At 44.7% G+C, this 23,130-nt stretch carries 18 protein-coding genes and 1 riboswitch; of the genes, 8 read left to right on the top strand and 10 right to left on the bottom strand.

Features of this window, described 5'->3' with window-relative positions; translation table 11 throughout:
* The first annotated feature begins 1 nt into the window (after position 1).
* The 6 genes from B4Q04_RS09525 to B4Q04_RS09500 are packed head-to-tail and all read left to right on the top strand — an operon-like array spanning position 2 to position 6,005.
* Entirely contained in the window at positions 2-1,249 is a 1,248-nt protein-coding gene (locus B4Q04_RS09525; protein ID WP_088696663.1) for a TolC family protein, read from the top strand.
* A gap of 11 nt (positions 1,250-1,260) precedes the next feature.
* On the top strand, positions 1,261-2,157 hold the full coding sequence (locus B4Q04_RS09520) for an HlyD family secretion protein (protein ID WP_088696662.1): 897 nt from the start codon (positions 1,261-1,263) through the stop codon (positions 2,155-2,157).
* The gene (locus tag B4Q04_RS09515) at positions 2,154-3,056 is read left to right on the top strand and encodes an ABC transporter ATP-binding protein (protein ID WP_088696661.1); all 903 of its coding nucleotides are present in this window, start codon (positions 2,154-2,156) and stop codon (positions 3,054-3,056) included. Before B4Q04_RS09520 ends, B4Q04_RS09515 begins: the two co-directional genes overlap by 4 nt.
* Entirely contained in the window at positions 3,053-3,781 is a 729-nt protein-coding gene (locus tag B4Q04_RS09510) for an ABC transporter ATP-binding protein (RefSeq protein WP_013995666.1), read from the top strand. Before B4Q04_RS09515 ends, B4Q04_RS09510 begins: the two co-directional genes overlap by 4 nt.
* Complete coding sequence (locus B4Q04_RS09505) at positions 3,778-4,884, top strand: ABC transporter permease (protein WP_088696660.1); 1,107 nt, start codon at positions 3,778-3,780, stop codon at positions 4,882-4,884. The genes B4Q04_RS09510 and B4Q04_RS09505 overlap by 4 nt, the downstream gene beginning before the upstream one ends.
* On the top strand, positions 4,884-6,005 hold the full coding sequence (locus B4Q04_RS09500) for an ABC transporter permease (RefSeq protein WP_088696659.1): 1,122 nt from the start codon (positions 4,884-4,886) through the stop codon (positions 6,003-6,005). Before B4Q04_RS09505 ends, B4Q04_RS09500 begins: the two co-directional genes overlap by 1 nt.
* Before the next feature lie 18 nt (positions 6,006-6,023).
* On the opposite strand, the gene B4Q04_RS09495 is transcribed toward B4Q04_RS09500, so the two are convergent.
* The 5 genes from B4Q04_RS09495 to B4Q04_RS09475 all read right to left on the bottom strand — a co-directional run bounded on the left by B4Q04_RS09495 (position 6,024) and on the right by B4Q04_RS09475 (position 10,421).
* Positions 6,024-6,791, bottom strand: coding sequence for a hypothetical protein (locus tag B4Q04_RS09495; protein WP_013995663.1), 768 nt, complete (start codon positions 6,789-6,791; stop codon positions 6,024-6,026).
* Between the two features lie 104 nt (positions 6,792-6,895).
* Entirely contained in the window at positions 6,896-7,894 is a 999-nt protein-coding gene (locus B4Q04_RS09490; protein WP_088696658.1) for a hypothetical protein, read from the bottom strand.
* Positions 7,895-8,021: 127 nt separating this feature from the next.
* A complete protein-coding gene (locus B4Q04_RS09485; RefSeq protein ID WP_088696657.1) occupies positions 8,022-8,429 on the bottom strand; it encodes a dual specificity protein phosphatase family protein in 408 nt (135 codons plus the stop codon).
* Positions 8,430-8,741: 312 nt separating this feature from the next.
* A complete protein-coding gene (locus B4Q04_RS09480) occupies positions 8,742-9,806 on the bottom strand; it encodes an acyltransferase family protein (protein ID WP_088696656.1) in 1,065 nt (354 codons plus the stop codon).
* A 27-nt stretch (positions 9,807-9,833) separates the two neighbouring features.
* Positions 9,834-10,421 (bottom strand): ankyrin repeat domain-containing protein, encoded by a 588-nt coding sequence (locus B4Q04_RS09475; RefSeq protein WP_236630994.1) that lies wholly within the window; start codon positions 10,419-10,421, stop codon positions 9,834-9,836.
* A 219-nt stretch (positions 10,422-10,640) separates the two neighbouring features.
* Between B4Q04_RS09475 and B4Q04_RS09470 the strand changes: the two genes are divergently transcribed.
* Positions 10,641-12,731, top strand: a complete 2,091-nt coding sequence (locus B4Q04_RS09470) for a helix-turn-helix domain-containing protein (protein WP_088696804.1) — start codon at positions 10,641-10,643, stop codon at positions 12,729-12,731.
* Positions 12,732-13,131: 400 nt separating this feature from the next.
* On the opposite strand, the gene B4Q04_RS09465 is transcribed toward B4Q04_RS09470, so the two are convergent.
* The 5 genes from B4Q04_RS09465 to B4Q04_RS09445 all read right to left on the bottom strand — a co-directional run bounded on the left by B4Q04_RS09465 (position 13,132) and on the right by B4Q04_RS09445 (position 20,867).
* Positions 13,132-13,872: a hypothetical protein gene (locus B4Q04_RS09465; protein ID WP_088696655.1), complete on the bottom strand. Its 741-nt coding sequence runs from the start codon at positions 13,870-13,872 to the stop codon at positions 13,132-13,134.
* A gap of 203 nt (positions 13,873-14,075) precedes the next feature.
* Complete coding sequence (locus B4Q04_RS09460; protein ID WP_088696654.1) at positions 14,076-15,248, bottom strand: polysaccharide lyase; 1,173 nt, start codon at positions 15,246-15,248, stop codon at positions 14,076-14,078.
* 31 nt (positions 15,249-15,279) lie between these two features.
* Positions 15,280-17,388 carry an Ig-like domain-containing protein gene (locus tag B4Q04_RS09455; RefSeq protein WP_088696653.1) on the bottom strand — a complete coding sequence of 703 codons (2,109 nt, stop codon included), beginning with the start codon at positions 17,386-17,388 and terminating at the stop codon, positions 15,280-15,282.
* A 377-nt stretch (positions 17,389-17,765) separates the two neighbouring features.
* Positions 17,766-19,082, bottom strand: a complete 1,317-nt coding sequence (locus B4Q04_RS09450) for an IPT/TIG domain-containing protein (RefSeq protein ID WP_161496061.1) — start codon at positions 19,080-19,082, stop codon at positions 17,766-17,768.
* A gap of 198 nt (positions 19,083-19,280) precedes the next feature.
* Positions 19,281-20,867: a WG repeat-containing protein gene (locus B4Q04_RS09445; RefSeq protein ID WP_088696651.1), complete on the bottom strand. Its 1,587-nt coding sequence runs from the start codon at positions 20,865-20,867 to the stop codon at positions 19,281-19,283.
* Between the two features lie 510 nt (positions 20,868-21,377).
* Positions 21,378-21,475, top strand: a riboswitch (SAM-I-IV-variant riboswitch).
* A 49-nt stretch (positions 21,476-21,524) separates the two neighbouring features.
* On the opposite strand from B4Q04_RS09445, the gene B4Q04_RS09435 reads away from it, so the two are divergent.
* Complete coding sequence (locus B4Q04_RS09435; protein ID WP_013995644.1) at positions 21,525-22,826, top strand: Na+/H+ antiporter NhaC family protein; 1,302 nt, start codon at positions 21,525-21,527, stop codon at positions 22,824-22,826.
* Positions 22,827-23,130: the final 304 nt, after the last annotated feature.

The following is a 23,130-nucleotide window of genomic DNA, read 5'->3' as shown; positions in this document are numbered from 1 at the left end:
CATGAGACACCTTATAATCCTCTTCGCCATTTTAACCGCCGTGCCCAGCGTGGCGCAACAAAGCATATCGCTCGAGGAATGTTATCGGTTGGTAGACCGCAATTATCCCTTGGCCCAACAAACCGGCTTGCTCGAGGCGCAAAATCAATTGGAATCGGAGGCAGTGGCTACGGCCCAATTGCCCCAGATCGCCCTGGATGCCTATGCGACCTACCTGTCGGACGTAATCGAGTTTCCCTTGGCCATGTCGGGCATAGAACCCCTGAACAAGGACCAATACCGGGCTACGGTTTCGGTCAACCAATTGATCTACAACGGTGGGGCCACAAAGGCTTCGCTCGACCTCAAGTCGGTACAGCTAAAGGCCAAACAGAAAGAAGTGGAAGTCGGCCTGTACCAACTCAAAAAACAAATCAACCAGCTTTACTTTTCCGTTTTGTTGGCGCAGGAGTCCAAGGCCTTGTTACAGGCAAAGGAAAAGCAATTACGGGCCAAACTCAAGGAAGTGCGATCGGGTATCAAATACGGAGTGCTCTTACCGGCCTCGGACAAGGTGTTGGAAGCCGAACTGTTAAAGCTGAAGCAGCAGTTTCAAGAGACGGAAAGCAATAAAAGGGCCTTGGTCGAAACCCTTTCGAGCCTCATCGGGAAGCCCTTGAATAGGGAAACGGTATTTGAAAGTCCCCTTGTAAAAACGGACCTACAAACCGATGTAAACCGGCCGGAACTCGAATTGTTCGAACTTAAAAAGAAGGAGATCGAAACTTCCGAAAACGTGCTTTCCAAGCAAAATGCGCCTAAACTATTGGGCTTTGCCACTGGTGGCTATGGTAATCCCGGACTGAACATGCTCGATAATTCCTTTCAGGAATTTTATACGGTCGGCGTTAAATTGAATTGGAAGGTCTTCGATTGGAATGCCAACAAAAGGCAACGCGTGGCCTTGGCCATTAATAGGGATATTGTAGAAACGGAAAGCGAAACCTTTAAACTGAACACCTCCATCGAACTGAACCGACAACAAAGGGAAATTGAAAAAATCGAAAGTTTTATAGCCTCGGATCAAGAGATCATACAGCTTAGAAAGGAAGTGCTTGAATCGGCCGATTCGCAACTTAAAAACGGGGTGATCACCGCATCGGCATACATCACGGAGCTAACCCATCTATACGAAGACGAAAACACCTTGATACGGCATAAGATCCAATTGGAACTGGCCAAGGCCAATTACAAGGTCATTAAAGGATAATACATACAGAAATGAAAAAGTTCAATTACATACTCGGCCTGGGCCTTGCGGCCACTACCCTATTCTCCTGTGGCGATTCCAACGGAAAAGCAGACGGTTACGGAAATTTTGAGGCTACCGAAATCACCATTTCGGCCGAAAACAACGGCAAACTGATGGCCTTTGATATCGATGAGGGCGACCTGCTTCAAAAAGGACAGTTGATCGGTTATATCGATACCATTCCGCTTGCCTTAAAGCGGGAGCAACTGGAAGTGTCCAAGGCCGTGGTCGCCTCAAAGTCGAAGGGCGTACTCTCGCAAATAGCGGTTTTGCGTTCCCGATTAAAAACGGCACACACCAACAAGGCACGAATTGAAAACCTGATCAAGGACAACGCGGGTACCCAAAAGCAGTTGGACGATGTTACCGGGGAAATCGACGTGATCCAAAACCAGATCAGAAGCATCGAGATCCAGAACGCCCCCGTGGTCAACGAACTGAAGTCCATTGACGTACAGTTAAAGCAAATCGATGACCAAATTGAGAAAAGCAAGATCGTCAACCCCATCAACGGCACGGTCTTGACCAAATATGCCGAACCCAATGAAATTACGGCATTCGGCAAGCCCCTCTATAAAATTGCGGACCTAAGCACCATGCAATTGCGGGTCTATATCGGCGAGCCCCAATTGGGAAGCGTAAGGATAGGACAGCAGGTGACCGTTAAAATTGATGCCGAAGATACCATGAAGTCCTACGACGGTACCATTAGCTGGATCGCCTCGGAAGCGGAATTTACCCCCAAGATCATCCAGACCAAGGAAGAACGGGTGGCCTTGGTCTATGCCGTTAAAGTAGACGTCGCCAATGACGGTAGCCTAAAAATAGGCATGCCTGCCGAAATGTGGATATCCGATAAACCATGAGCATTAGCCTTTCCCACATATCAAAATCGTACAAGGGACTAAAGGCCTTGGAGGCCATTTCCTTTGAAGTGAAGGCGGGCGAGTTGTTCGGACTCATTGGTCCCGACGGCGCCGGAAAGACGACCTTGTTTAGAATCCTGACCACGCTTTTGCTCGCCGATGAAGGCAGGGCAAGGGTCGCCGGCTTTGACGTGGTTTCAGATTATAAAAAGATCCGGAACAGCGTCGGCTATATGCCGGGGAAGTTTTCGCTTTACCAAGATTTAACGGTCGAGGAAAACCTGACTTTCTTCGCTACCATATTCGGAACGACCATAGCGGAGAACTACGACCTGATCAAGGAAATCTACGTGCAAATAGAACCTTTTAAAGCCCGTAGGGCCGGAAAGCTTTCCGGGGGAATGAAACAAAAATTGGCCCTGTGCTGTGCGCTGATCCACAAACCCGAGGTGTTGTTCTTGGATGAACCCACTACGGGGGTGGACCCGGTTTCGAGAAAGGAGTTTTGGGAGATGCTAAAGCGACTGCAGCAAAAAGGCATTACCATTTTGGTGTCGACCCCGTATATGGACGAGGCCGCCCTTTGCGATCGGATCGCATTGATCCAAGGCGGGAAAATTTTGCAGATCGACACGCCCCGGGCCATTGTAAGGCACTACCCCAAACCCATTTATAACGTTAAGGCGAACAAGACCTATCAACTTATAAAGGCCTTAAAGGCCTATGAAAACAAGCACAGCGTCTACCCTTTTGGGGAGTTTGTGCATTACACGGACAAACGGGACGATTTCAATCCCTCGGAATTGAAGGAATACCTGGAATCCAAATCCTTATCGGACGTGGTCATAGAAAAGACCGAGGCCACGATTGAGGACACCTTTATGGAACTAGCGAAATGAAGCAGGAAAAAGTCATACAAGTAACGGACTTGACCAAGATGTTCGGCGATTTTGCCGCCGTAGACGCCATCAGTTTTGACGTGTACAAGGGGGAGATATTCGGTTTTCTGGGGGCGAACGGCGCGGGAAAGACCACGGCCATGAAGATGTTGATCGGTATTTCAAATCCCACATCGGGCCAGGCCAAGGTGGCGGGATTCGACGTGTTTACCCATGCCGAGGACATCAAGAAGAACATCGGCTATATGAGCCAAAAGTTTGCTTTGTACGACGATTTGACGGTTAGGGAAAACATTCGGTTTTTCGGGGGCATTTACGGCTTGTCGAGAGAGCGGATCAAACAAAAATCAAATGCCCTGATCGAGGAATTGGGATTGCAAGGGGCGGCCAATAAGTTGGTGGGTGCCCTGCCCTTGGGATGGAAGCAAAAACTATCCTTTTCGGTGGCCTTGATCCACGACCCCAAAATCGTGTTCTTGGACGAACCTACCGGAGGCGTAGACCCCATAACCCGGCGCCAGTTTTGGGAAATGATCTACAAGGCGGCCCATGAAGGAACCACCGTTTTTGTGACCACGCATTATATGGACGAGGCCGAATACTGCGATCGGGTGTCGATTATGGTCAATGGAAAAATAGAGGCCTTGGACAGTCCGAAGCAACTAAAGAAACAGTTTCAGGCGGCGAACATGAACGATGTATTTTTAAAACTGGCCAGGGGATGAAACGGTTCATAGGCTTTATAAAAAAGGAATTCTACCATATTTTCAGGGATAGGCGCTCCCTGTTCATCCTTTTCGGTATGCCCATTGCCCAGATTTTACTGTTCGGTTTCGCCATCACCAATGAGATCAACAATGTCGACATCGCCATTCTCGATCATTCAAAAGATGCCGTTACGGAAGAGATCATTAATAAGATATCCGCTTCAAAATACTTTAGCATCAAACAGCTTATTGAAAAGGAATCGGATATCGAATCCATATTCAAAAAAGGAAAGGTAAAAGCGGTTTTAAATTTTGAAAAGGATTTTAGCAAGAACCTGATCAAAGACCATAAGGCTACGATACAGATCATAACCGACGCCACCGACCCCAATACGGCAAACACCATTACTAATTTTGTAAATGCCATTCTTCAGAAGTACCAAAAATCCTTGAACAAGGATGCGGTGATCGCCTATCAGATCGTACCTCGGTCACGCATGGTCTATAACCCCGAATTAAAAAGCGTGTACATGTTCGTGCCCGGGGTCATGACCATTATCTTGATGCTGGTCTCGGCGATGATGACATCGATTTCCATCACCAGGGAAAAGGAATTGGGCACTATGGAAATCCTCCTCGTTTCCCCCCTCAAGCCCATTCAGGTGATTGTGGGCAAGGTGTTTCCCTATATTTTCCTTTCCGTAATCAACGCGGTCGTAATCGTGGTACTGAGCATTTTTATTTTTAACATGCCGGTACAGGGAAGCCTGTTTTTATTGGCCATGGAGAGCATCCTGTTCATTATTTCGGCCCTGGCCCTGGGCATATTGATCTCAACGATTTCGGCCACCCAACAGACGGCCATGATGATTTCCTTAATGGGACTCATGCTTCCGGTAATCCTGCTTTCGGGCTTTATCTTTCCCATTTCCAGTATGCCCGTGCCCCTTCAAATCATCAGCAATATCATTCCCGCCAAATGGTTCATCATCATCATTAAGGGCATCATGCTCAAAGGGGTCGGCCTTGAGTTTATATGGAAGGAAACCTTGATCTTATTGGGGATGACGGTGTTCTTCATCGCCTTGAGCGTAAGGAAATATAAAATCAGGCTAGAATAATGAAGACCATCCTATACATCATACAAAAGGAGTTCAAGCAGATCTTTAGAAACAAGGGGATGCTTCCGATTATTTTTGTAATGCCCGTATTACAACTCGTCATTTTATCGAATGCCGCCACTTTTGAAGTCAAGAACATCAAATTCGGGTATATCGATGGCGACCACAGTATCACATCCCGGGCCTTGGTCGAAAAGTTCAATGCATCTACCTATTTTGAGGTGTTGACCGATTTTCCTTCGGAAGCCCGGGCCAGTGCCGCCATGCTAAAGGGAGAGGTCGATGTCGTGCTAAACATTCCCCCACATTTCGAACGGGATCTGCAAGACGAAAAGTACAAGGCACTGGGCGTCACTATAAATGCCATCGACGGTGCCGCGGCCGGTGTCGAGAACGTATACCTTACCCAGGTCATCCAAACCTTTAATCAAGGGCTAAGGGTCGATTTGCGGCAAATTACGGACCAACAGGTGCAGGCTATGGCGATAGAAACCATTCCCCTGTTCTGGTATAACGAGACCTTGAACTACAAAACCTTTATGGTACCGGGCATATTGGTTTTGCTGGTCACTATGATTACCCTCTTTCTCTCGGGAATGAACATTGTACGGGAAAAGGAAATCGGCACTTTGGAGCAGATCAATGTAACCCCGATCAAAAAAAGACAGTTTATCGTTGGTAAACTCTTTCCCTTTTGGGTGATAGGCATGGGCCTGCTGACCGTAGGCTTGCTTATTGCCAAACTCATTTTTGATGTGCCCATGTTGGGGAGTTTGCCCCTTATGTACCTCTACACCTCCATTTATATTTTGGTGGTGCTGGGCATCGGCCTTTTCATTTCAAATTTTACGGATACCCAACAACAGGCCATGTTCATCGCTTGGTTCTTTACGGTGATCTTTATTTTGATGAGCGGATTGTTTACCCCCATTGAAAGCATGCCGAAATGGGCCCAGGCCCTTACCGAATTCAATCCCATAAAATACTTTGTGGAAGTCATGCGTATGGTGATGCTGAAGGGCTCGGGATTTATGGATATTCTTCCCCAGCTATTAAAAACCCTGCTCTATGCCGTAATTATGAACGGATTGGCGGTTTGGAGTTATAGGAAAACATCGTGATTGGGCCGTATATCTAATCTAGAGCACTGTCTCTTGGTCCAGCCAACGTTGCAAAAGGCTTTCGTTATGGGAAATAGGCACAAGGTAAAAGGTGTCGAATTTTTTAAAGACCCGTGATTCTTGGAGGGTCTCCATACAAACCGATACCGGGGCCAGATAGTTGGAATGGATCAGAAACAATTCGCCCTCCCTTTTTAAGAGGTAGCCTACGTGTCCCTCATCAAAACCTATAAAATAGAGTCCCTCTTGGGTCAGCCTATCGATCTCTTCATGGGCTTTTTCCGGGGTATTCTGTACCACCTTGTTGATCGCCGAGCCACAACTGATCATTTTGGCCTCGTCAATAGGTGATTTTTGGGCCAGTTTATAGCGATCGAGGTTTAGGCCCATATCGCGTAAGGTGGTGGATATAAAATAACCACAGGCAATCTTTCCTTCCTTGGGTATGGTCGTATGTCCCCCAAAACTCCAGGGCGTGCCGTACCAATGGGGAATGATCTTGTCTACCAACTGATCGGTAAAGGCGGTTTTTATGGTTTCTAGGGAAACCGTGCCCTGACGAAGTCCTTCCTTTAAACGCAGACGAAGTTGGCCTGCACTTATCTTGGTATGGGTATACGAGGCGACGATACTGTCCGAAGCTGTTTTATCAAGCTTCCTAAAATTCTTTGTATTCGCAGTGGACAAGACCGTTTCGACGGTAAATCCGTAGCTCGACACCTTTTCCGCCGTAGGGGGCATTTCGGAGGCAAGTCCTAAACCAAGAAGTAGGGAAAAAAGGAACATGTTCTTATATCGTTTTTAGGTGTCGGGGCTTATTAAGATAACGTATTAATCGGTAGTACATTACACCTGGGGTGTTAATTTTTTCCCCCTATGATGCGGAATACTTAGACATTGAGGTTTACGGCCCACCAAACATCGTAATCGCTGGGGATCAAGGGTCGATAGCTTTGAAAGCCCTGATCGGCTATTTTAAGTCCGACAATTTTATTGTTTTCGTCCCGTACATAGTCGATAAAGATAAAGGAATGGCCGTAGGGGTCCAGTTTTTTCACGTCCGTACCTTTGACCACTTGCTCGTAGTCTTCCTTGTACCGCCATACCTGCATGGGCGCCCCGGGTCTTAACTCCCCGCCCCAGATACCGGTCGAATCGACCAAAGTTCCCATGCCCGCATAGGCAAGGGCCCCTGCGTTGCCCTTGCCCCGATAGGCTTCCGGAAGGCTTTTCCAATCCCTATCGGTATCCGAGGCCGAGACGTACAGTAGGTCGAATACCTGTTTCGGACGATACATTTTTGTAGCCATACGCTCGGGCAGGTCTTGGTAAAGGGAATGGCCGTGGACTTGCCTATAGGCTTCTTCAATACGTCGCTTGCTGATGGCAAGGCAATGCCCTCCGGGCTCCTTGTTCTTGCTGGCCAGGTAATTTTCCACGATTTTTTGGGCAACGGGACTCGCACTTTCAAAAAAAGCCTTCCAGGCGGCCTCCTTTAATTTTTCGGTAATGTTGTCCTTTGGGAGCAGGGAATCGAGCTCGGAGGGTGTTGGCCTTGTTCCTAAGTTAATATACTCGTGAACATGAAAGCCATAGTCTTGTGCCACATCCGCCCCGGGATTGGCATGCACCTGCACGGTTTTTTCCATGGGCTCTTGGGGGGCGGGCTCTTGCCCATGCCGTTTGGTCGATGTACAGCCCCATCCCACAAGGCCGGCACACATTAAACCTATCAGGCGAACACTGAAATTATTCCCTAAGGTCTTTCTGGGTATTTCCTTCATTTTCAAGCTTCTGTTCACGTTGGCAATCACCGTATCGAGCACTTCCTCCCCTTGGTCAAGAAAGGGATTTTCTGTCCTGTCATTCCCACTGTAAAGGTACCACATTTGCCTTGGAAAGGATAATCATAATTTAAATCGATTACCTTGAAAAAAGCTCTATTCGGCAATACCTGCGAAAACCTGCACCGTCTCTTTTCGACGGTACCCTTTACTTGTTTTCGTCCAAACCTTGTTATTCTCGGCCAGACCTGCTTTCCTGCCCCAGTTTCTTTTGTAGTGCCTTAACGTTCAAGTCCTTGAGCAGGGTGATCAAGTTGGGAAATCGGGACTTGTGGTAGCCGAAGCGGTCTTCGGTAAATTCGGCAATGGCCCGCTCCTTGCTCCAGTTGTCGAAAACCATCCTATAGGCCGCAACGATGGCCCCGGTTCTATCGGAACCGTGCCAGCAATGGACAAGAAGGGGTTTCTCCGCTTGGTCTATGAGGGATAAGGCCGTAAAGACATCTTCTTCGTTCAAGAGGGCGGCCTTTAAGGGGATACGGTCTAAATGCAGGTCGCTGTCCTTTAGTTTCTTTTCGTCCGTTTTGTGGCGCCTGAGGTTCAGTATTGATTTTATGCCCAGGGCCTCCACCTCCTTCATCCCTTTTTTTAGGGTTGCTCCGAGCGGTATAAACCATCACTTACTTGGTATAAGTTATGAAAGTGATTGGAAGCTATTTTTTCTGACACTCCCTCTTGAAGTGCTTTGTTGGGCAAGGAAAATGCCAAGGATATCAGTGAAAGGAAGATAAAAGCGGATACTTTATGCATTGTACTGTACTACAAGAATAACAAAGATAGGCAAGCTAGGAGAATTTTATTTAAACCCACCCGCCTATTTTTGATGCTCCCATGGTGTTTTATAAAAAATCCAGTTCCAATATTTCTTTAGGGCCGGATTTCAATATGCCTATTATATGGCCTTTTTGGACTTTTCCATCCGTAGTCCGAACAAGGGGCGTAAAACCGCAATTCTCCGGATCAAAAACTCGTAGAGGACAAAGCAGACCGTAAACGTAAAGACGGTAACGGCAATGAACTGTACTATCGGATGTATATCCAAGGGCAGTATCAACCAAGCCCCCATATACAGCACGAACATATGGATGATATATACCGGGTAGGCCGCCGGGCCCAAATAGGCCAACAGTCGGCCGGGCCTGTTAAGGTAGTGGAAGAAGAGTCCGAAAATGCCGAATATCCAACAGATCGATTCCAAGGCCATTAAATAGCTTGGGGCTTCCATAGCATATTCGATATAGCGTAGGGCATAGAGTGCGGTCGCGATGGCCAAATAGGTCCATTTCCATTTTTTCAAGGTAGTCCAGAACGGACTGCCGATATAAACGAACAGGTACCCGAAAAAGAAGGCCAGAGCCCCTAAAAAGAAACCGTGCCAGGTTTCGGCATAGAGGGAGTAAATCTGCGGCTTTACCCAAATAGCCTCCAGCACAAAGAAAAGGGAAACGGTCAAAGGTCCGACCGCGGTACCCATCAATTTTTCCAATAGTTTTTTAAGTCTTGCCCCACGATGTTTCAATACAAGAAAAACAGGTAGAAAAATAAGGACATAGACAAAAATATGGCCCAAAAACCACAGGTGGCCCGTATGGGGATAGTAACTCAAAGGCTGCTTGTAGAAGGTTTGAAAAAGATACATGTGCAGGGGCGAAATGGCGATAATGCCGAACAGGAAGGGCACAAGGATTCGTTGGCTACGTTCCCCGATCAGTTGTTTCCAGTTGCGCTTCCGCATGGCGAAAAAGAGTCCCATTCCCGATACAAAAAACAGAATCGGAATGCGCCACACATTGAGCATGGTCATGGGAATCCACAATCCCTCAAGTGCATTTTCGCTGCGCACGAAGCCAACGAACATGGCCCAGGGCTGAAAAACGATGGCGATATGGTAGATCAATAGCAAGGCTATGGCGATGACCCGTAGCCAGTCTATATCGTAACGTCGAAGGGTTTTCATGACTGTCGTTTTTTGAATTGTTATTTCTTATTGTAGCATTATAGCGATAACGGGACGTGCCTTTTCAACCTCGGCCAAGTTTAAATCCAATCCAATAGGCCCCAGTTGCTGTTGCATCATTTCATAGATGGGCTTCATGTCCTCAAAAGGTCCCGAGACGGATTCCCGGGCGGTGGCCCCATAGTTGTTCTTTACCGTTTTGTCGGCCTTGGCATCTATAAGTAATTGTACTAGTTCTACCCTGCCGAAAAATGCGGCTACGTGAAGGGCGGTGGAGCCGTCATTATTTTTTATTTCCAGATCGGCACCGGCATCGATAAGAACCGTGGCGATTTCGGTCTTATCAAAAGTAATGGCCGACATCAATGGGGTGGCACCACTTAGGGCATCCTTTTCATCAAGATCGGTGCCGGCTTCGATATGTTGTTTAACGGCTTCGAGGTTGCCGGTTACCACGGCCTGTGTTAGGGGAATCTCGGGTGCACTTATTTCGGTCTTGCCCATGGCTTTGTCGTTGGTCTTCTGCTTTTGTTGTCCACAGGCGGAAAAGCACAAAGCTATAATAAGTAGTATATAGCTCATTTGTTTTTCGGGTTTGTTCATTGATGTTTTCATGATTTCAATTTTTAGTGATTTATAATTTATTTGATATTCCAAAGGTCCCCCGAACGTTGACGCAGCACTAATTACCTATGGGGCAATGTATATAAGCCTTGCGGAAGTGATAAAAATTATGGCGCAGACATATAAATTATGACGCACCCCCCTTATTTTTATCTTGGGGAGTATTCATTATATTTGTTAAAACCAGTGGCCAGCCACCAAAAAAATATCATGCCGAACCCGTCAAAAGGAAGTCCGTTTACCGACCAGGCCGAAGCCTTGATTCTAGCCCATTTAAGCGATGAGCATTTTGGGGTATCGGAACTGGCCGGGGCCATGCACATGAGTCGCTCCAACCTTTTGCGAAAATGTAAAAAGCAGACCCAACTTTCCGCCAGTCAGTTTATTCGGCAGGTTCGCCTAAAGCAGGCCATGGAGCTTTTAAAGGATTCCGATCTTACGGTTTCGGAGGTTTCCCATCAGGTAGGTTTTGGTAGTACCTCCTATTTTATTAAATGTTTTAGGGAGCATTACGGCCATCCGCCCGGCGAAACGGGAAAACAGGTTGAGAAGGAGATGGAGGAAAATAAGCCCATTGTTCCCAAGGAAGCCACAGTAGAAACCCTTCCTTTTCCAAAACGCTACCAATGGCCCTTGGCGGTGGTGTTCTTGTTGTTGCTAATAGGGGGTTTTATTTGGAAGCCCTTCTCCCCTACTTCAAAGGCTCCCGTGAAAACCGATATAGAAAAGTCTATAGCCGTGCTTCCTTTTAAAAATGAAAGCAATGACGCCACCAACCTATATTTTGTAAACGGTTTGATGGAAGCGGCCTTGGGCAACCTTCAAAAAATTGAGGATTTAAGGGTTATCAGCCGTACTTCTGTAGAAAAATACAGGAACTCCGACAAGAACATTGGAGAGATAGCCCACGACCTAGGTGTCAATTATATTGTGGAGGGAAGCGGACAGAAAGTGGGCGACCAAGTGCTGTTGAACATACAGTTGATAGATGCCGCCACCGATTCGCGTATTTGGGGACAGCAATATACCCACGAGGTGTTGGATATCTTTGCCCTACAAAACGAAGTGGCAAAAAAGATAGCCCATGCCGTTGAGGCCAATGTGACTCCCTCCGAATTGGAGCGGATAGACAAAAAACCTACCGATAACCTAGTGGCCTATGATTACTACCTCAAGGCACAAGGGCCATTTTTGTCGAGAACGGAAGAAGGATTGCAAGAAGCTATTCCCTTATTTGAAAAAGCCCTGGAAGAGGATGCCGAATTTGCCTTGGTCTATGCCGATCTGGCCATTGCCTATTATTATTTGGACCTGTTCAAAAAGGAGAAAAAATACACGGAACAAATTAACAATTATGCCGACAAGGCCCTACTCTACGACCCTAAGCTTGCCGAGAGCCTTATGGCTAAAGCCCTTTACTACCAGCATACGGGCGATTATCGATTGGCCGTGCCCCACCTTCAAAAAGCCTTGGAATACAATCCGAATTCTTCATCGGTTGTACAAATGCTGGCCCTCCTATATTCCAATTTCATTCCCGATACCGGCAAATACCTGGAGTATGCCTTAAAGGGAATTCAATTGGATATTGCCGCCAATGACTCCGTAGCCAAGAGTTATATCTATTTAAATTTGGGCAATGCCTTTGTTCAATCGGGTTTTGTGGATGAAGCCTTGGACTATATTGACAAGTCCCTTGAATTTGATCCACAGAATTACTATGCCCCGTACTTAAAGGCCTATATTCTATATGCAAGGGATAAGGATTTGCGACAGACGTTGACCCGAATTAAAAGGGAATTGCAAAAAGATACTGCCCGTCTTGATATCCTACAGGAAACCGCCAAATTGCATTACTTTAAAAGGGAATACGACAGTGCCTACCACTATTACAGACAATTTGATGAAATTAGAAGGGTGAAAGGCTTGGAGGTCTATCCCCAAGAAGATATCAAACTTGCCTTCGTATACGAAAAGAAGGGATTTTTTAAAGAGGCGGACCGCTTGTTCGCGTCGTATGCGGATTATTGCGAACACGATCAATCCATATATAAACCGGCCAGTATGGCGGTAAAGTACGCCCATGAGGGAAAATTGGATCTGGCCATCGAACAACTCAAGGAATTTGCTGCCAAAAACCATTTTCAGTACTGGATCCTCTTGTTCATGCAATTGGATCCGGCCATTGCGCCGCTAAAAAAGCATCCGGAATTTGAAGGGGTGATGCAAAAAATCGAAGATCGGTTCTGGGAAAACCATGAGCGACTAAAAAGCTCCCTAAAAACGAAGGAATTGCTTTAAACCATAATTAGGGTTTCCCATTGTGCCAATCATTAACCTTTAATGAAAAAATATCGCAAAAAAGGATGGCAACTTGGTCTCTCAATCCGCCCTTGTTTGCTTTTAGCCGATATTTTTTTCTACGGAGATCTTAAATTGCTAGGTAAGGAAGAAAAAAAACAATGAGACCGATGAAAGAAGGATCAAAACGGGTACTCTACACATTGAGCCGTACTATAAATACAGAGATAGGCAAGACGGAGGGTTTTTATTTGGGATGCTTCTTTGTGTTTAGTAAATAGGAACTTTTTAAAGTGGGATAAAACTGTTGGGTAAGTCAACATAGTTTTTTTATATGACTACTCATTTTGGGATAAACGTAGAGCCCCTGATGGGGCTCTGTTTTTTAATATACTTTAGCTTAGATGGAAAAAGTTACCCTAATGTTGTATCTACTTAGGGCTTCTTCTGAATTATAGGTCATCGAAGCCAATAAACGGTTTGCTGCAGGTCTACTGAAGTCAACACGACGGGTCAATTTGATAGGGACTCTACGGACTCCCGTTACGGGAACGGTCCCGCCTGATGCCGATATAGTGGTTCCACCTTCAGAAAAGACCCTTGCAAATGGGGAGGCCTCCTCGCCTACATTATCAATAGGCCTAGACCCCGATATCTGCTCTCGATTTACGATAACCTCATCGTAGGCCAAAAGATCGGCATCGGCGATATGCCTAAAGGCCGCAATCAAAAAAGGAGATCCAAAACCTAAGCCAATCGCAGTGTTGTCTTGGTTGCCTTCACTGTGAAAAGCAATGGATTGATTGCCTTCCCACGTCTTGTAATTTTTATCCGTGATTTTTTTTAATTGACGGACTCCATCAATTTCTAAAAGCATTATTCGGAGTTTTACCTCTAGGGAACTGTTTTCCGTGGTACTTAAAAACAACTCATCAGGACGGAATACATCTCCACTGTCTACCTCTCCCCTTACGTAATTGAAGGTGTCGATTAATTCTCCGGAAGCATTATCTATCACCGCAATCAATAATTGAATTTCGTCTGAGTGACGCTTTCTTCTTAGCCTTCGCCTCCTTTTTGAAAATCCGGAAGTACTTTCTTCCTCACATCGTAATTCGCTTAATCTGATTCCAATTCCCATAACATATGATTTAGTTAAACATTATTTAGAGGTTTTATGGGAGGAAAGAAGAAAGGTTAACGTTGATTTGTAAGAATATTCTTTGTTTTTTTAGGATGATAAGTCTAGTGCGACACTTTTGAACAAAGGAAATCATGATGATTTAGGCCTTATTCACCATGATTCCCTTTAAAGTCCAGGACGAAGTGAATCAAAAGATATGGTCAAACTTTATAAATCATTTTGGTAATCTTCCTCTTATTCGATTCAATGACCATGATGTATGTTCCCGTATCGAGTTGGCCTAGGTCAATGCTCGGTGTTTTTGTACTGGTATCCGGCACCCAACTTTTAACCCGATACCCCATCATACTGTATATGGAAATGTTCTTGGTGTCCGCATCAATTCCTTCGAGGTATAAAATGCCGTCTAGTACCGGATTTGGATATATTTTAACCTCAGTATCGCTAGTATCACTAGGGTTTTGAAGGCTTTGCTGTGCTTCGTTTGCCGACGCGCCGATCTGTAGCTCATTTCCTGTTCGGGATGGCGGACCTATTCGGTGGGTCGATACTTTAAAATCGTCAAAATAGGCGTAGACATCCTTTGTGGGCTGAAAGCTTTCGTCAGAGCCCCCAAAGAAAGAAGACAAATAGAAGGAATTTAAGCCTATATCGCCTTCCCCTACTTGTCGGAAATCTTCAACATTGGTTATCTCTAAAGCTAACTGTCCGTTTAACCAGCCTCGCATAATACCATCTTGCTTTCCGGGCGTATTTAATTTGTAATACATTTCTATATGCTGCCAAGTGCCCTTCGTAAACTTGACCTGATCGGCTTGCGGCCCTCCATTGGCTTCCTCTATAGGGTCTGTTAGGCTCCAGTTGATGGAAGCCTTGTAATCAGGTCGCGTCGGTTTTGTATTGTAGTGCACATAGGTTTCAACGAGTCCGTTTTTTCGCCACATTAGCCGTAATGACATATTCCTGTCACTTGTCTGATACGATAGTCCCGGTAATTTCCCCCCGGCCCTAAATTCAAAATCCGACGGAAAATAGACCTTGTAACTCATATATAGTTCATCGTGAAACTGTCCGTCGTTAAAATAGACCTTGGTATGGATACCGCTTTCACCGGTTTTCACCTGTCCTTTAGGATATTTGACCTTTAGCGTTTTGCCCTGACCGGGAAAACTTTCTATGGAAACACGGCCTTCATCTGCACCTTTGCAAAATGAAACCCCTAAGGCATCCTTAATTTGGTCTTTGTCATATGGCCCGGTGGGCAGTTCGTCAAAATTGAAATGATATACATCTGCTGTTTGGGCCTTTGTTTTTGTTACGGTGAATAGCACAAGAACAAAGCATAGTGATACTATCGATAATTTTCTTTTCATAAGAATGTCGTTATTATTTTAAGATTGGGGTTTATTTAATACTGAAGGGAATCGTTTTTACGGTCGACCCATTCTCTACACGTAAGAAATAGATACCTTGGTCGATACCGTCCACAATAAATTTAAAGGTACTTCCCTCGATGCTAACCTCTTCCCTTTTAAGGATAGTGCCTTGGAGGTCCATTACCGATATTACCGTTTGCTCGGAGTATAGATTGGCAAGCGTCAATTCCCCATGGGTAACGGGGTTGGGATAGAGCTTTATGCTATGCGCTATATGTTCGGTCTTATTGGCGTCAACCTGATTTGCCGCATCACAACTTGGGGCCTGGTCTTCATTGCTACAGTATACGGTATAGCTTCCGGATTTTGAGACCATCACAAAATTGCCCTGGTCATCGGCTACCCAGTATTCCCCGTCGAGTCCGGGAAAGCCGGAGCCTGAAATGCTAAGCTCGGGCCGCTCGCTGTTAAAGCTTGCCTTGCTCTTGCCCCTAAGGTCGATGTAAGAGGATGGCTGCCCGTTATGGGTATTGATTGAAAAAACATAGAGCCCGTTGGCACTGGGGATCCATTTGATCTTAAGTTTTTTAATGTTCGAGGCGTCGGGGCCGCCCGAGCCTAGAACATAAACCTTGTTAAAGGTCACTCCATCGTATTGGGGCAGGGCATTGCTACTTGGGGTTCCAAAAGCGCAGTCGGCAGGACCGTCGGTATCACCGTCAATCACCACGAGCCGTACCATTGACGATCTTGTGCTATTGTTCTCGTTATCGATCGCCACGGCCGTAAGATCATAGGTTCCCACGGCTATTTGGTTTATGGTGTAGTTGTAGGGAAAGGAAGGGGCTTCCCCTAGTTTAACGCTACCGTTGTAAAACTCCACCTTGCTAATGGAGCCATCGGGGTCATTTGCCGACGCGCTGATCTGTAGATTACTTTCCGCATTTACTTGGGAATTATTATTGGGAGAAGTGATGCTTACGGAAGGAGAGGTATTGCCTCCATCATCAGAACAGGGAAGAATATTCCAGCTCGGACAAGATTGGCTTACAAATGCGAGCGTACCATCCGAAACGGGAAAATCATCCGTGTTGGGGTTTCGGGTATTATTCCATACATGGATTTCCGAAGGGGCGCCTTGTTTCTTTCTAACGGTATTGATACTGTTGCCCCTACTTCCTAAATTAAAAGTATTATTAAAAACGGCGTTTCTAAAACCTGTGTTGTAGCCTGTACCTCGATCTAAAAAATCAATACAGGCATTGATAAGCTCGGAGCCGTCTAGGTTGAAGGTGTTGTTATATACAAAGGCATAAGCGCCTTTTAAATCGATAAAGGCATCGGCACTATTACTGTCCTCCCCTGCTATTCCTTCCGCAGAAAAGGTGTTGTTTCGAATGATGGTGTTTTTTGTGCCTTCTTTTACGTCTACCCCTTCTGCCGCTACGTTTGGGCCTACGGTACAGAATTCTATGGTATTGTTGTTACAATCGGGACTATAGGGGTTGTTGGGTTGGTCCTCGGTTTGATGTTGGCTTTTGTCCGAACCGACATAAAGGCCTTCCCCGAAGCCCGGTTTGTTAAGTCCGGTATTATAGACTTGACAGCCCGTGACCAAATTATTGCTCGAGCCGTCCCTCAGGTGAATACCTTCTTCCCCGATATCGTGCACCGATACGTTTTCGATTCTGCTATGGCTTGAGTGATCGAGGACCAATCCCTTGGAACCCTCTTCAAGTTCCAAATCCTTGATAATCCAATGGTCGCCTAAAATCCGCATGACATAGCCATCGTAAATACCGTTAGGTCCTTTGAGCACCGGCCTATTGCTGGTACTTGCCCCTCGAATGATTATAGGTTGCGAAGCGGTACCGTTGCGATTCGATGAAAACCTTGCGGCCCTTCCATCGCTATTTAAGTCGAGTTTCTCTAAGGCGGTATAAGTACCTGCGGCTATGACAATTTCATCTCCGGGCGAGGCGTTTATCATCGCATTTAGAATACAGTCGACCGTATTACAGTTTATCACTTTAGAGGCCGTTTCAGGCGTGTTAAAGGAGTAGCTTGTTTGAGTAAAGAATGCCGTTAAAAGGCAAAGTGCTTTAAAAATATTGGAATAATATACATAAGTGTTCATAGAATGTAGATTTGGGATAAAAACTAGTAGTGAATTTTTACAATAGGAGTGTTAAATTAAATTAATACGTAATATAAAACCTACAAATATAAAAGTTATTTTTTGTTTAGGGGTGTCCCAGTAGGAAAATCTAAAGGAGTTGCTACTTTATCCATCCGTACCAAGACATCCTAAAAAACATCTAAAGGCTTTTTCTTGATATCCGCCTTAGGAAGCGTGGAAATTCGGTTTTAGGGGAAAGGACCAGTATGTAGTAAAAAGCAGGGAAAACGCTTGAACTATCTGTGTTTGCTACCAACGAAAAAAGGCACAATAATGTGCCTTTGGAGTTTTTTTTGAAGTTATCTTAAAATAGGGTGCGCTTCTATTTCATTACATTACAGAAAATAGCGTAAGATGCCGTTTTCGATTTTGGCAACGACCACGTTGTCTTTAATATCTATACGGTCTACACGGCTTTCGGCTTTTAGGTCTTCATTCCAGGTAAGTCCACCGTCAGTGGTCTTATAAATGGTATTGCCTGAAAATGACCATCCGGTTTTAGTGTCTAAAAACACAAAGTTTGTGTTGGGCAGTAAAGTCTCTACGGTATCCCAAGTGAATCCGCCATCGGTTGTTTTTCGCAAACGGAAGGGGGAATAGATATCGTAATAGGTTAGCATAAAACCATTTTTAGAATCGACAAATTGAATTTTACCTACGGTGGTTTTACCGTCTTCATCGAAAGTAAGTTCAAGGTCGTTCCATGTGGCACCACCATCGTGGGTAAACAACAACGAAGGTTTTAATCCGTACGTAGTATTGCCGCCACCGGCCCAGAAATGGTCATCGTCTAAGCGAAAACCGGTACGGATGGTCAGGTACTCATAATCGGGATCATAGATAACATCAAAGTTCTCCCCATCGGTAGTTTTATATACTGTTTTCGAGCCTGTAATAAGCATTCCGGTCTTTAGGTCGTCGCTCACGCTGATTGCCGCTATATTGCTGTTTGATTTGTCGGTAGTGGTAAAGAGGATCTCTTCCTTTTCATTGACACTTCCGCCAGCGGGTATTTTCAACAGGCGTAGACTTTCGGCCCATCCTTCATCGGTTGAGGTCGCTTGAAAGACATTGGAAAACCCTTGGTAGGCCCAGCGTTTAAATGTGAGTCCCCCATCAAGACTTCGCCATGTGGTTCTTGTATTGCCGTTAGAGCCACTAACGAGTCCGTAATACAATCTTTCGGGAGAAACCAATTGTGAGGTCCATATGGTTGCATTTGGCAAGGCTCCTTCTAATTTGGTCAGGGCCCATTCTCCGGGCACTTTGGCCAGTACGCCAATATTCCCTTCATAGGCATTGGCTACTTCCGAAACGACCTTGCGGTCTTTCATGTTGATCTCTAGCTTGGGAATGCCATTTTCGACCAAAGGCAATTTGACCTGAATGGAGGTTTTACCGGCGGATATGATTTCTGAAGCTACACCATCAAAAAGAACTTCGACATCACTACTGCTTTCAACAAAATTGCTTCCGGTGATCTCTACGATGTCGCCGTTATAACCAAAGTCTTGGGAATAAGATTGAACATTGGCTACTTCTAGCTCGGTATCGGTAGTCGGTTCATTTGTTGGCGACTCGTTTTCAGAGCAAGCTACAAGTGAAAAAAACAGGCTTACGGAAAAGAATAATTTGAAAGAATTATAATTCATAGTACGGTGTTTAAGAGGGCTTAACGTCATATCGAATGATTGTATGCCTTCACATTCGAAATTGCAGCCTGCCTTAAAACTAAAGGGAGGGCGCGCTAAGATTTTGATATAGGTTTTTTTGAACAGACTTGGTTTTCAAATAAAAAAGCAATTACCCCTCCAGTAGTTGCTTTTTTAGGTAGAATCTACAGACGGCTGTTATTTTTTCTTTTTTTTCTTTTTATTGTCTGGGCTTAAGGTTTCTTGGCAAAGGGCGGTATCTACCTTTTCCCCGCTAGGTTTGTAGCAATGAACGGGTTTCTTGCGCTTTCCATAGCTATCGTAGAAAAACAAGATTCCCTTTTGGTATCCGGCCTTGCCCATATATTTTCCTGGAGGTATAATTGTTTTTCCTTCCATATCTATGATAGAATTGGTGCCGTCGACATGACGTATCTTTCCGAATTTAGTCTCGTGCAATACGTAATAATCCCTAAAACCGGAGGCAATCACTTTTTTATACTTAATAGAGAATAGCGCCATATCGTCTTTGCCTTCGGCATCTTTACGTTTTAGCAAATGATTCTGGTTTCTATTGACGCTGTTATAGGTTTTGTATCCTTCCGATGGATCTACAATAAATGATTTATTGGCATAATCATATATTCCGACCGACCCGTTGGAAACCAATACGGCCAATTCAGGATGGTCGTTATCAAAGTTTATTTGATCGTAGAAATGGTCAAAAAGTTCTGTTTGTGTGGCTATATCAAAAAGATTCATATGGCCATTTTCGTCATATACGATAAAGCTGGCGCCATTGTAATCCATTTTAGAATACTTAAAGGGAATAACGGTGGTGTTATTGGAATCTACGGCGCCCCATTTCCCTTCTTTTTTAACAAAGAAAGTATCGGTAAACAAGATGTGTTTCATGTGTTCTCCCAATTGCCTGAAGGTGTTGAATGGTTTTAGCTCTTCATACGTTGCGGGTATACTCCATTTTTTGTTTGCCATATCGTAAACTCCCCATTTGTCGGTATCGCCATCGGTAGCAATGATTTTATCGTTAAAAGAGACAAAGGTGTTTACCTGTTGTACATTGGGCACTTCGTTAAAAAGTAAAATACGACCAATTTTTACGGGCAAGGTAACCCTATCCATCACATTCATTATTTCAGAAGCCCCATCCTCCGTTTTAAGAAGGAAATAATCGTTTGCTATTTGTCTTACGCTCTTATATTTCGCTTTGAGCACAATTGCTCCCTTTCCGTTAATCAAACCTTCTTGTAAGGAGTATCCGCCACTTTTACTGGCATCGGGCTTGTCGTAATGAACGGTAAAATAGTCCGTATCGGCACTTAGGTAGTGATCGTAGACACTGGCCATGTTCGAAGAAAAGTAGTAATCGCCCGTGGCGCCGATTTCTGTTTGTACGGGCTCACCCATGGCATTAAAGGCCTTAATGTTGATATACCTTTGTTCTTCTTTTTTACCGATATCGTTTATACCGGTCACGGGTTGGCCTGTAAAGAATATTTTGGCCGAAGACATATCGGTTTTAAAATCGTATAGCTGATTCAGTATATTCCCAGAGGTGTCCATGAAGGTAGACTGGTCATTTTTATTGACGTTCAAATAGCCATTTATAAAATAGATTCCGGAGCTTTCAAAACCATTGTCCTTGACTTTTTGAAGCAATTCATCTGGTACTCTATCGTACGTTTTATCTATATTAATGTATTCCTCCTGAGAGAAAACTGAGTTGAAGAAGAGAAAGGAGGCAATAATGGGGAATAATCTCATTTGTTGTTATTTAAAATTGATTTTCTTGTTTTTATAATAGATCAAGGTCTTTGGCCGGGATATTTATACGGTATTGGCGGTTAAGGCGATTTACGGAGCATGCCCTTTGTGGCGTTACCCTTAAATTCGGTCAAGGGATAAAACTGGGAATTACGGCCTATATCGGTAAGCTATGCGTAGGGGTGTTTTAAAAAAGGGAACACTTGTTGTTAAAAACACTGGTTTTCTCATAATGTAAAGAGATAAAGGTTAGGTTCCCAAGGCTTCAATTGAGAAATAGCATAACGCAAATGATAAGACTATAGTATGGTCGAGCGAGCCAGGGCTATCTAAGTGCTATCCATAGGATATGAAGATAGGTTTGTAAGTGGTTGGTTATCTAATTTTTATGAGTGGTTCCGGTATTTGTGGTCGCTGTTAAGGGCTTAATAAAAAAACAGGAAGAAGATCCGGAAATTAACTTTTTTTTAGAGGCCCAACAGCTTTTATGTCCTACTTTTGCGGGCTTAAATTTATTATCAAGAATCTCAAGAACGGAGATAGCAACCTGCATTAACGAGCAAGGTGCTAAAGAGATAAGCCAATTAGTTGGAACCAATGTTAGCCCATACTTCTGCTTATCCACAGCTGTTTCCTTTTTGAAAAGAATAAAGAGAAATGGCACATTCGAATAAGCTTAGCCCCCAATTTTCGGCTTTGATCCCCTTGTTGGTCTTCGTTTTTACATTTTTGGGCGTTGGTATCTATCAAAACGATTTCTATGCCTTACCGGCCCCTATAGCGGTTATTGTGGGCATTATCGTGGCGTTTCTTATGTTCGGCCCATCGGTAAAATCAAAAATAGCTACCTTGTTAAAAGGCTGTGGCGATGAAAAAATACTGACCATGTGCCTGATCTATTTACTGGCCGGGGCTTTTGCCGCCCTTACCAAACAAACGGGCAGTGTAGAGGCGATCGTAAACTTGGGATTGGATTTTATCGCCCTTCAATATATCTATGTGGGCATCTTTATCATTGCCGGGTTTTTATCGATCTCTACCGGTACTTCGGTCGGTTCCATCGTGGCCTTGGCCCCTATCGTAGTCGGTTTTGCCGAGGAGAGCAGTGCCGATCTGGCCCTTTTGTGCGGCGCCTTGTTAGGGGGCAGTATGTTCGGTGACAATTTATCGGTGATTTCGGATACGACCATTGCCGCCACACAATCCTTGGGCTGTAAGATGAGCGATAAGTTTAAGGAGAACATTAAAATCGCCGTGCCCGCGGCCTTGTTCACTATCGGTATCTTACTCTTTCAGGGATGGGACCTAGGGTCGATAGAAACCGAAACGGCAGTGTACAGCTATTCGGTGGTTAAGATAGTGCCCTATGTTTTGGTTATTCTCCTTTCCGTTGCGGGCGTCAATGTGTTCGTGACCCTGCTCTTGGGGGCGATTGCAGCGGGACTTCTAGGGATAGCTTTTGGGGATTTCACCCTTATGGAATCGACCAAAATCGCCTACACCGGATTTACGAATATGACGGAAATTTTTCTATTGTCTTTGCTCACGGGAGGCTTGGCGGCCTTGGTCCAAAAAAACGGGGGAATCGATTTTATATTGGTCCATATCAAAAGGCGGATTAAAAACCAGAAAAGCGCCCAGTTGGGTATGGCGTCCCTGGTGGGTACGATCAATACGGCGATTGCCAATAATACCGTAGCCATTATCATTGCCGGACCAATAGCCAAATCTATCAACGATGAATACGGTTTAGACAAGAAAAAGACCGCTTCCATTTTAGATATTTTTGCCTGTATCTCACAAGGCTTCCTACCTTATGGTGCGCAAGTCTTGATGATTTTAAGCTTTGCAAAAGGACAGATCGATTACCTAGACTTGGTCTTTAATACGTGGTATTTGTTACTCTTACTGATCTATACCCTACTGTTCATCGGGCTTCAACCTACAAGACCGAGCTAGTTTTGGGCTATATTGGGGTATCTTCATTGTAGATTCTCTTCCTATTTTCCATTAAACTGACTTTTCATTATCATTTTCCAAGAAATCGTTAGCAATAAAGAGGCATAGGTGTTAAAACCCGTACTCAATAGCGAGAAATTTCTTTTAAAAAAGAATCTTTGTAGTACAGTTTGATTTGTACTCTGCATGACTATGGAATGTTTTACCGTGTCGGGAAGTGAAATTCCCATAAGCGGTAAAGAGAGATTCCAAAATATAGCTTCTGTAAGTCGGGGTTTTGTAATTCTATTTTAAAAACTTAAAT

Source organism: Zobellia sp. OII3, from assembly GCF_002211465.1.
In the GTDB taxonomy this organism is placed as follows: Bacteria; Bacteroidota; Bacteroidia; order Flavobacteriales; family Flavobacteriaceae; genus Zobellia; species Zobellia galactanivorans.
The sequence above is the reverse complement of the archived record's forward strand: the minus strand, read 5'-3'. Positions and strand labels throughout refer to the sequence as shown.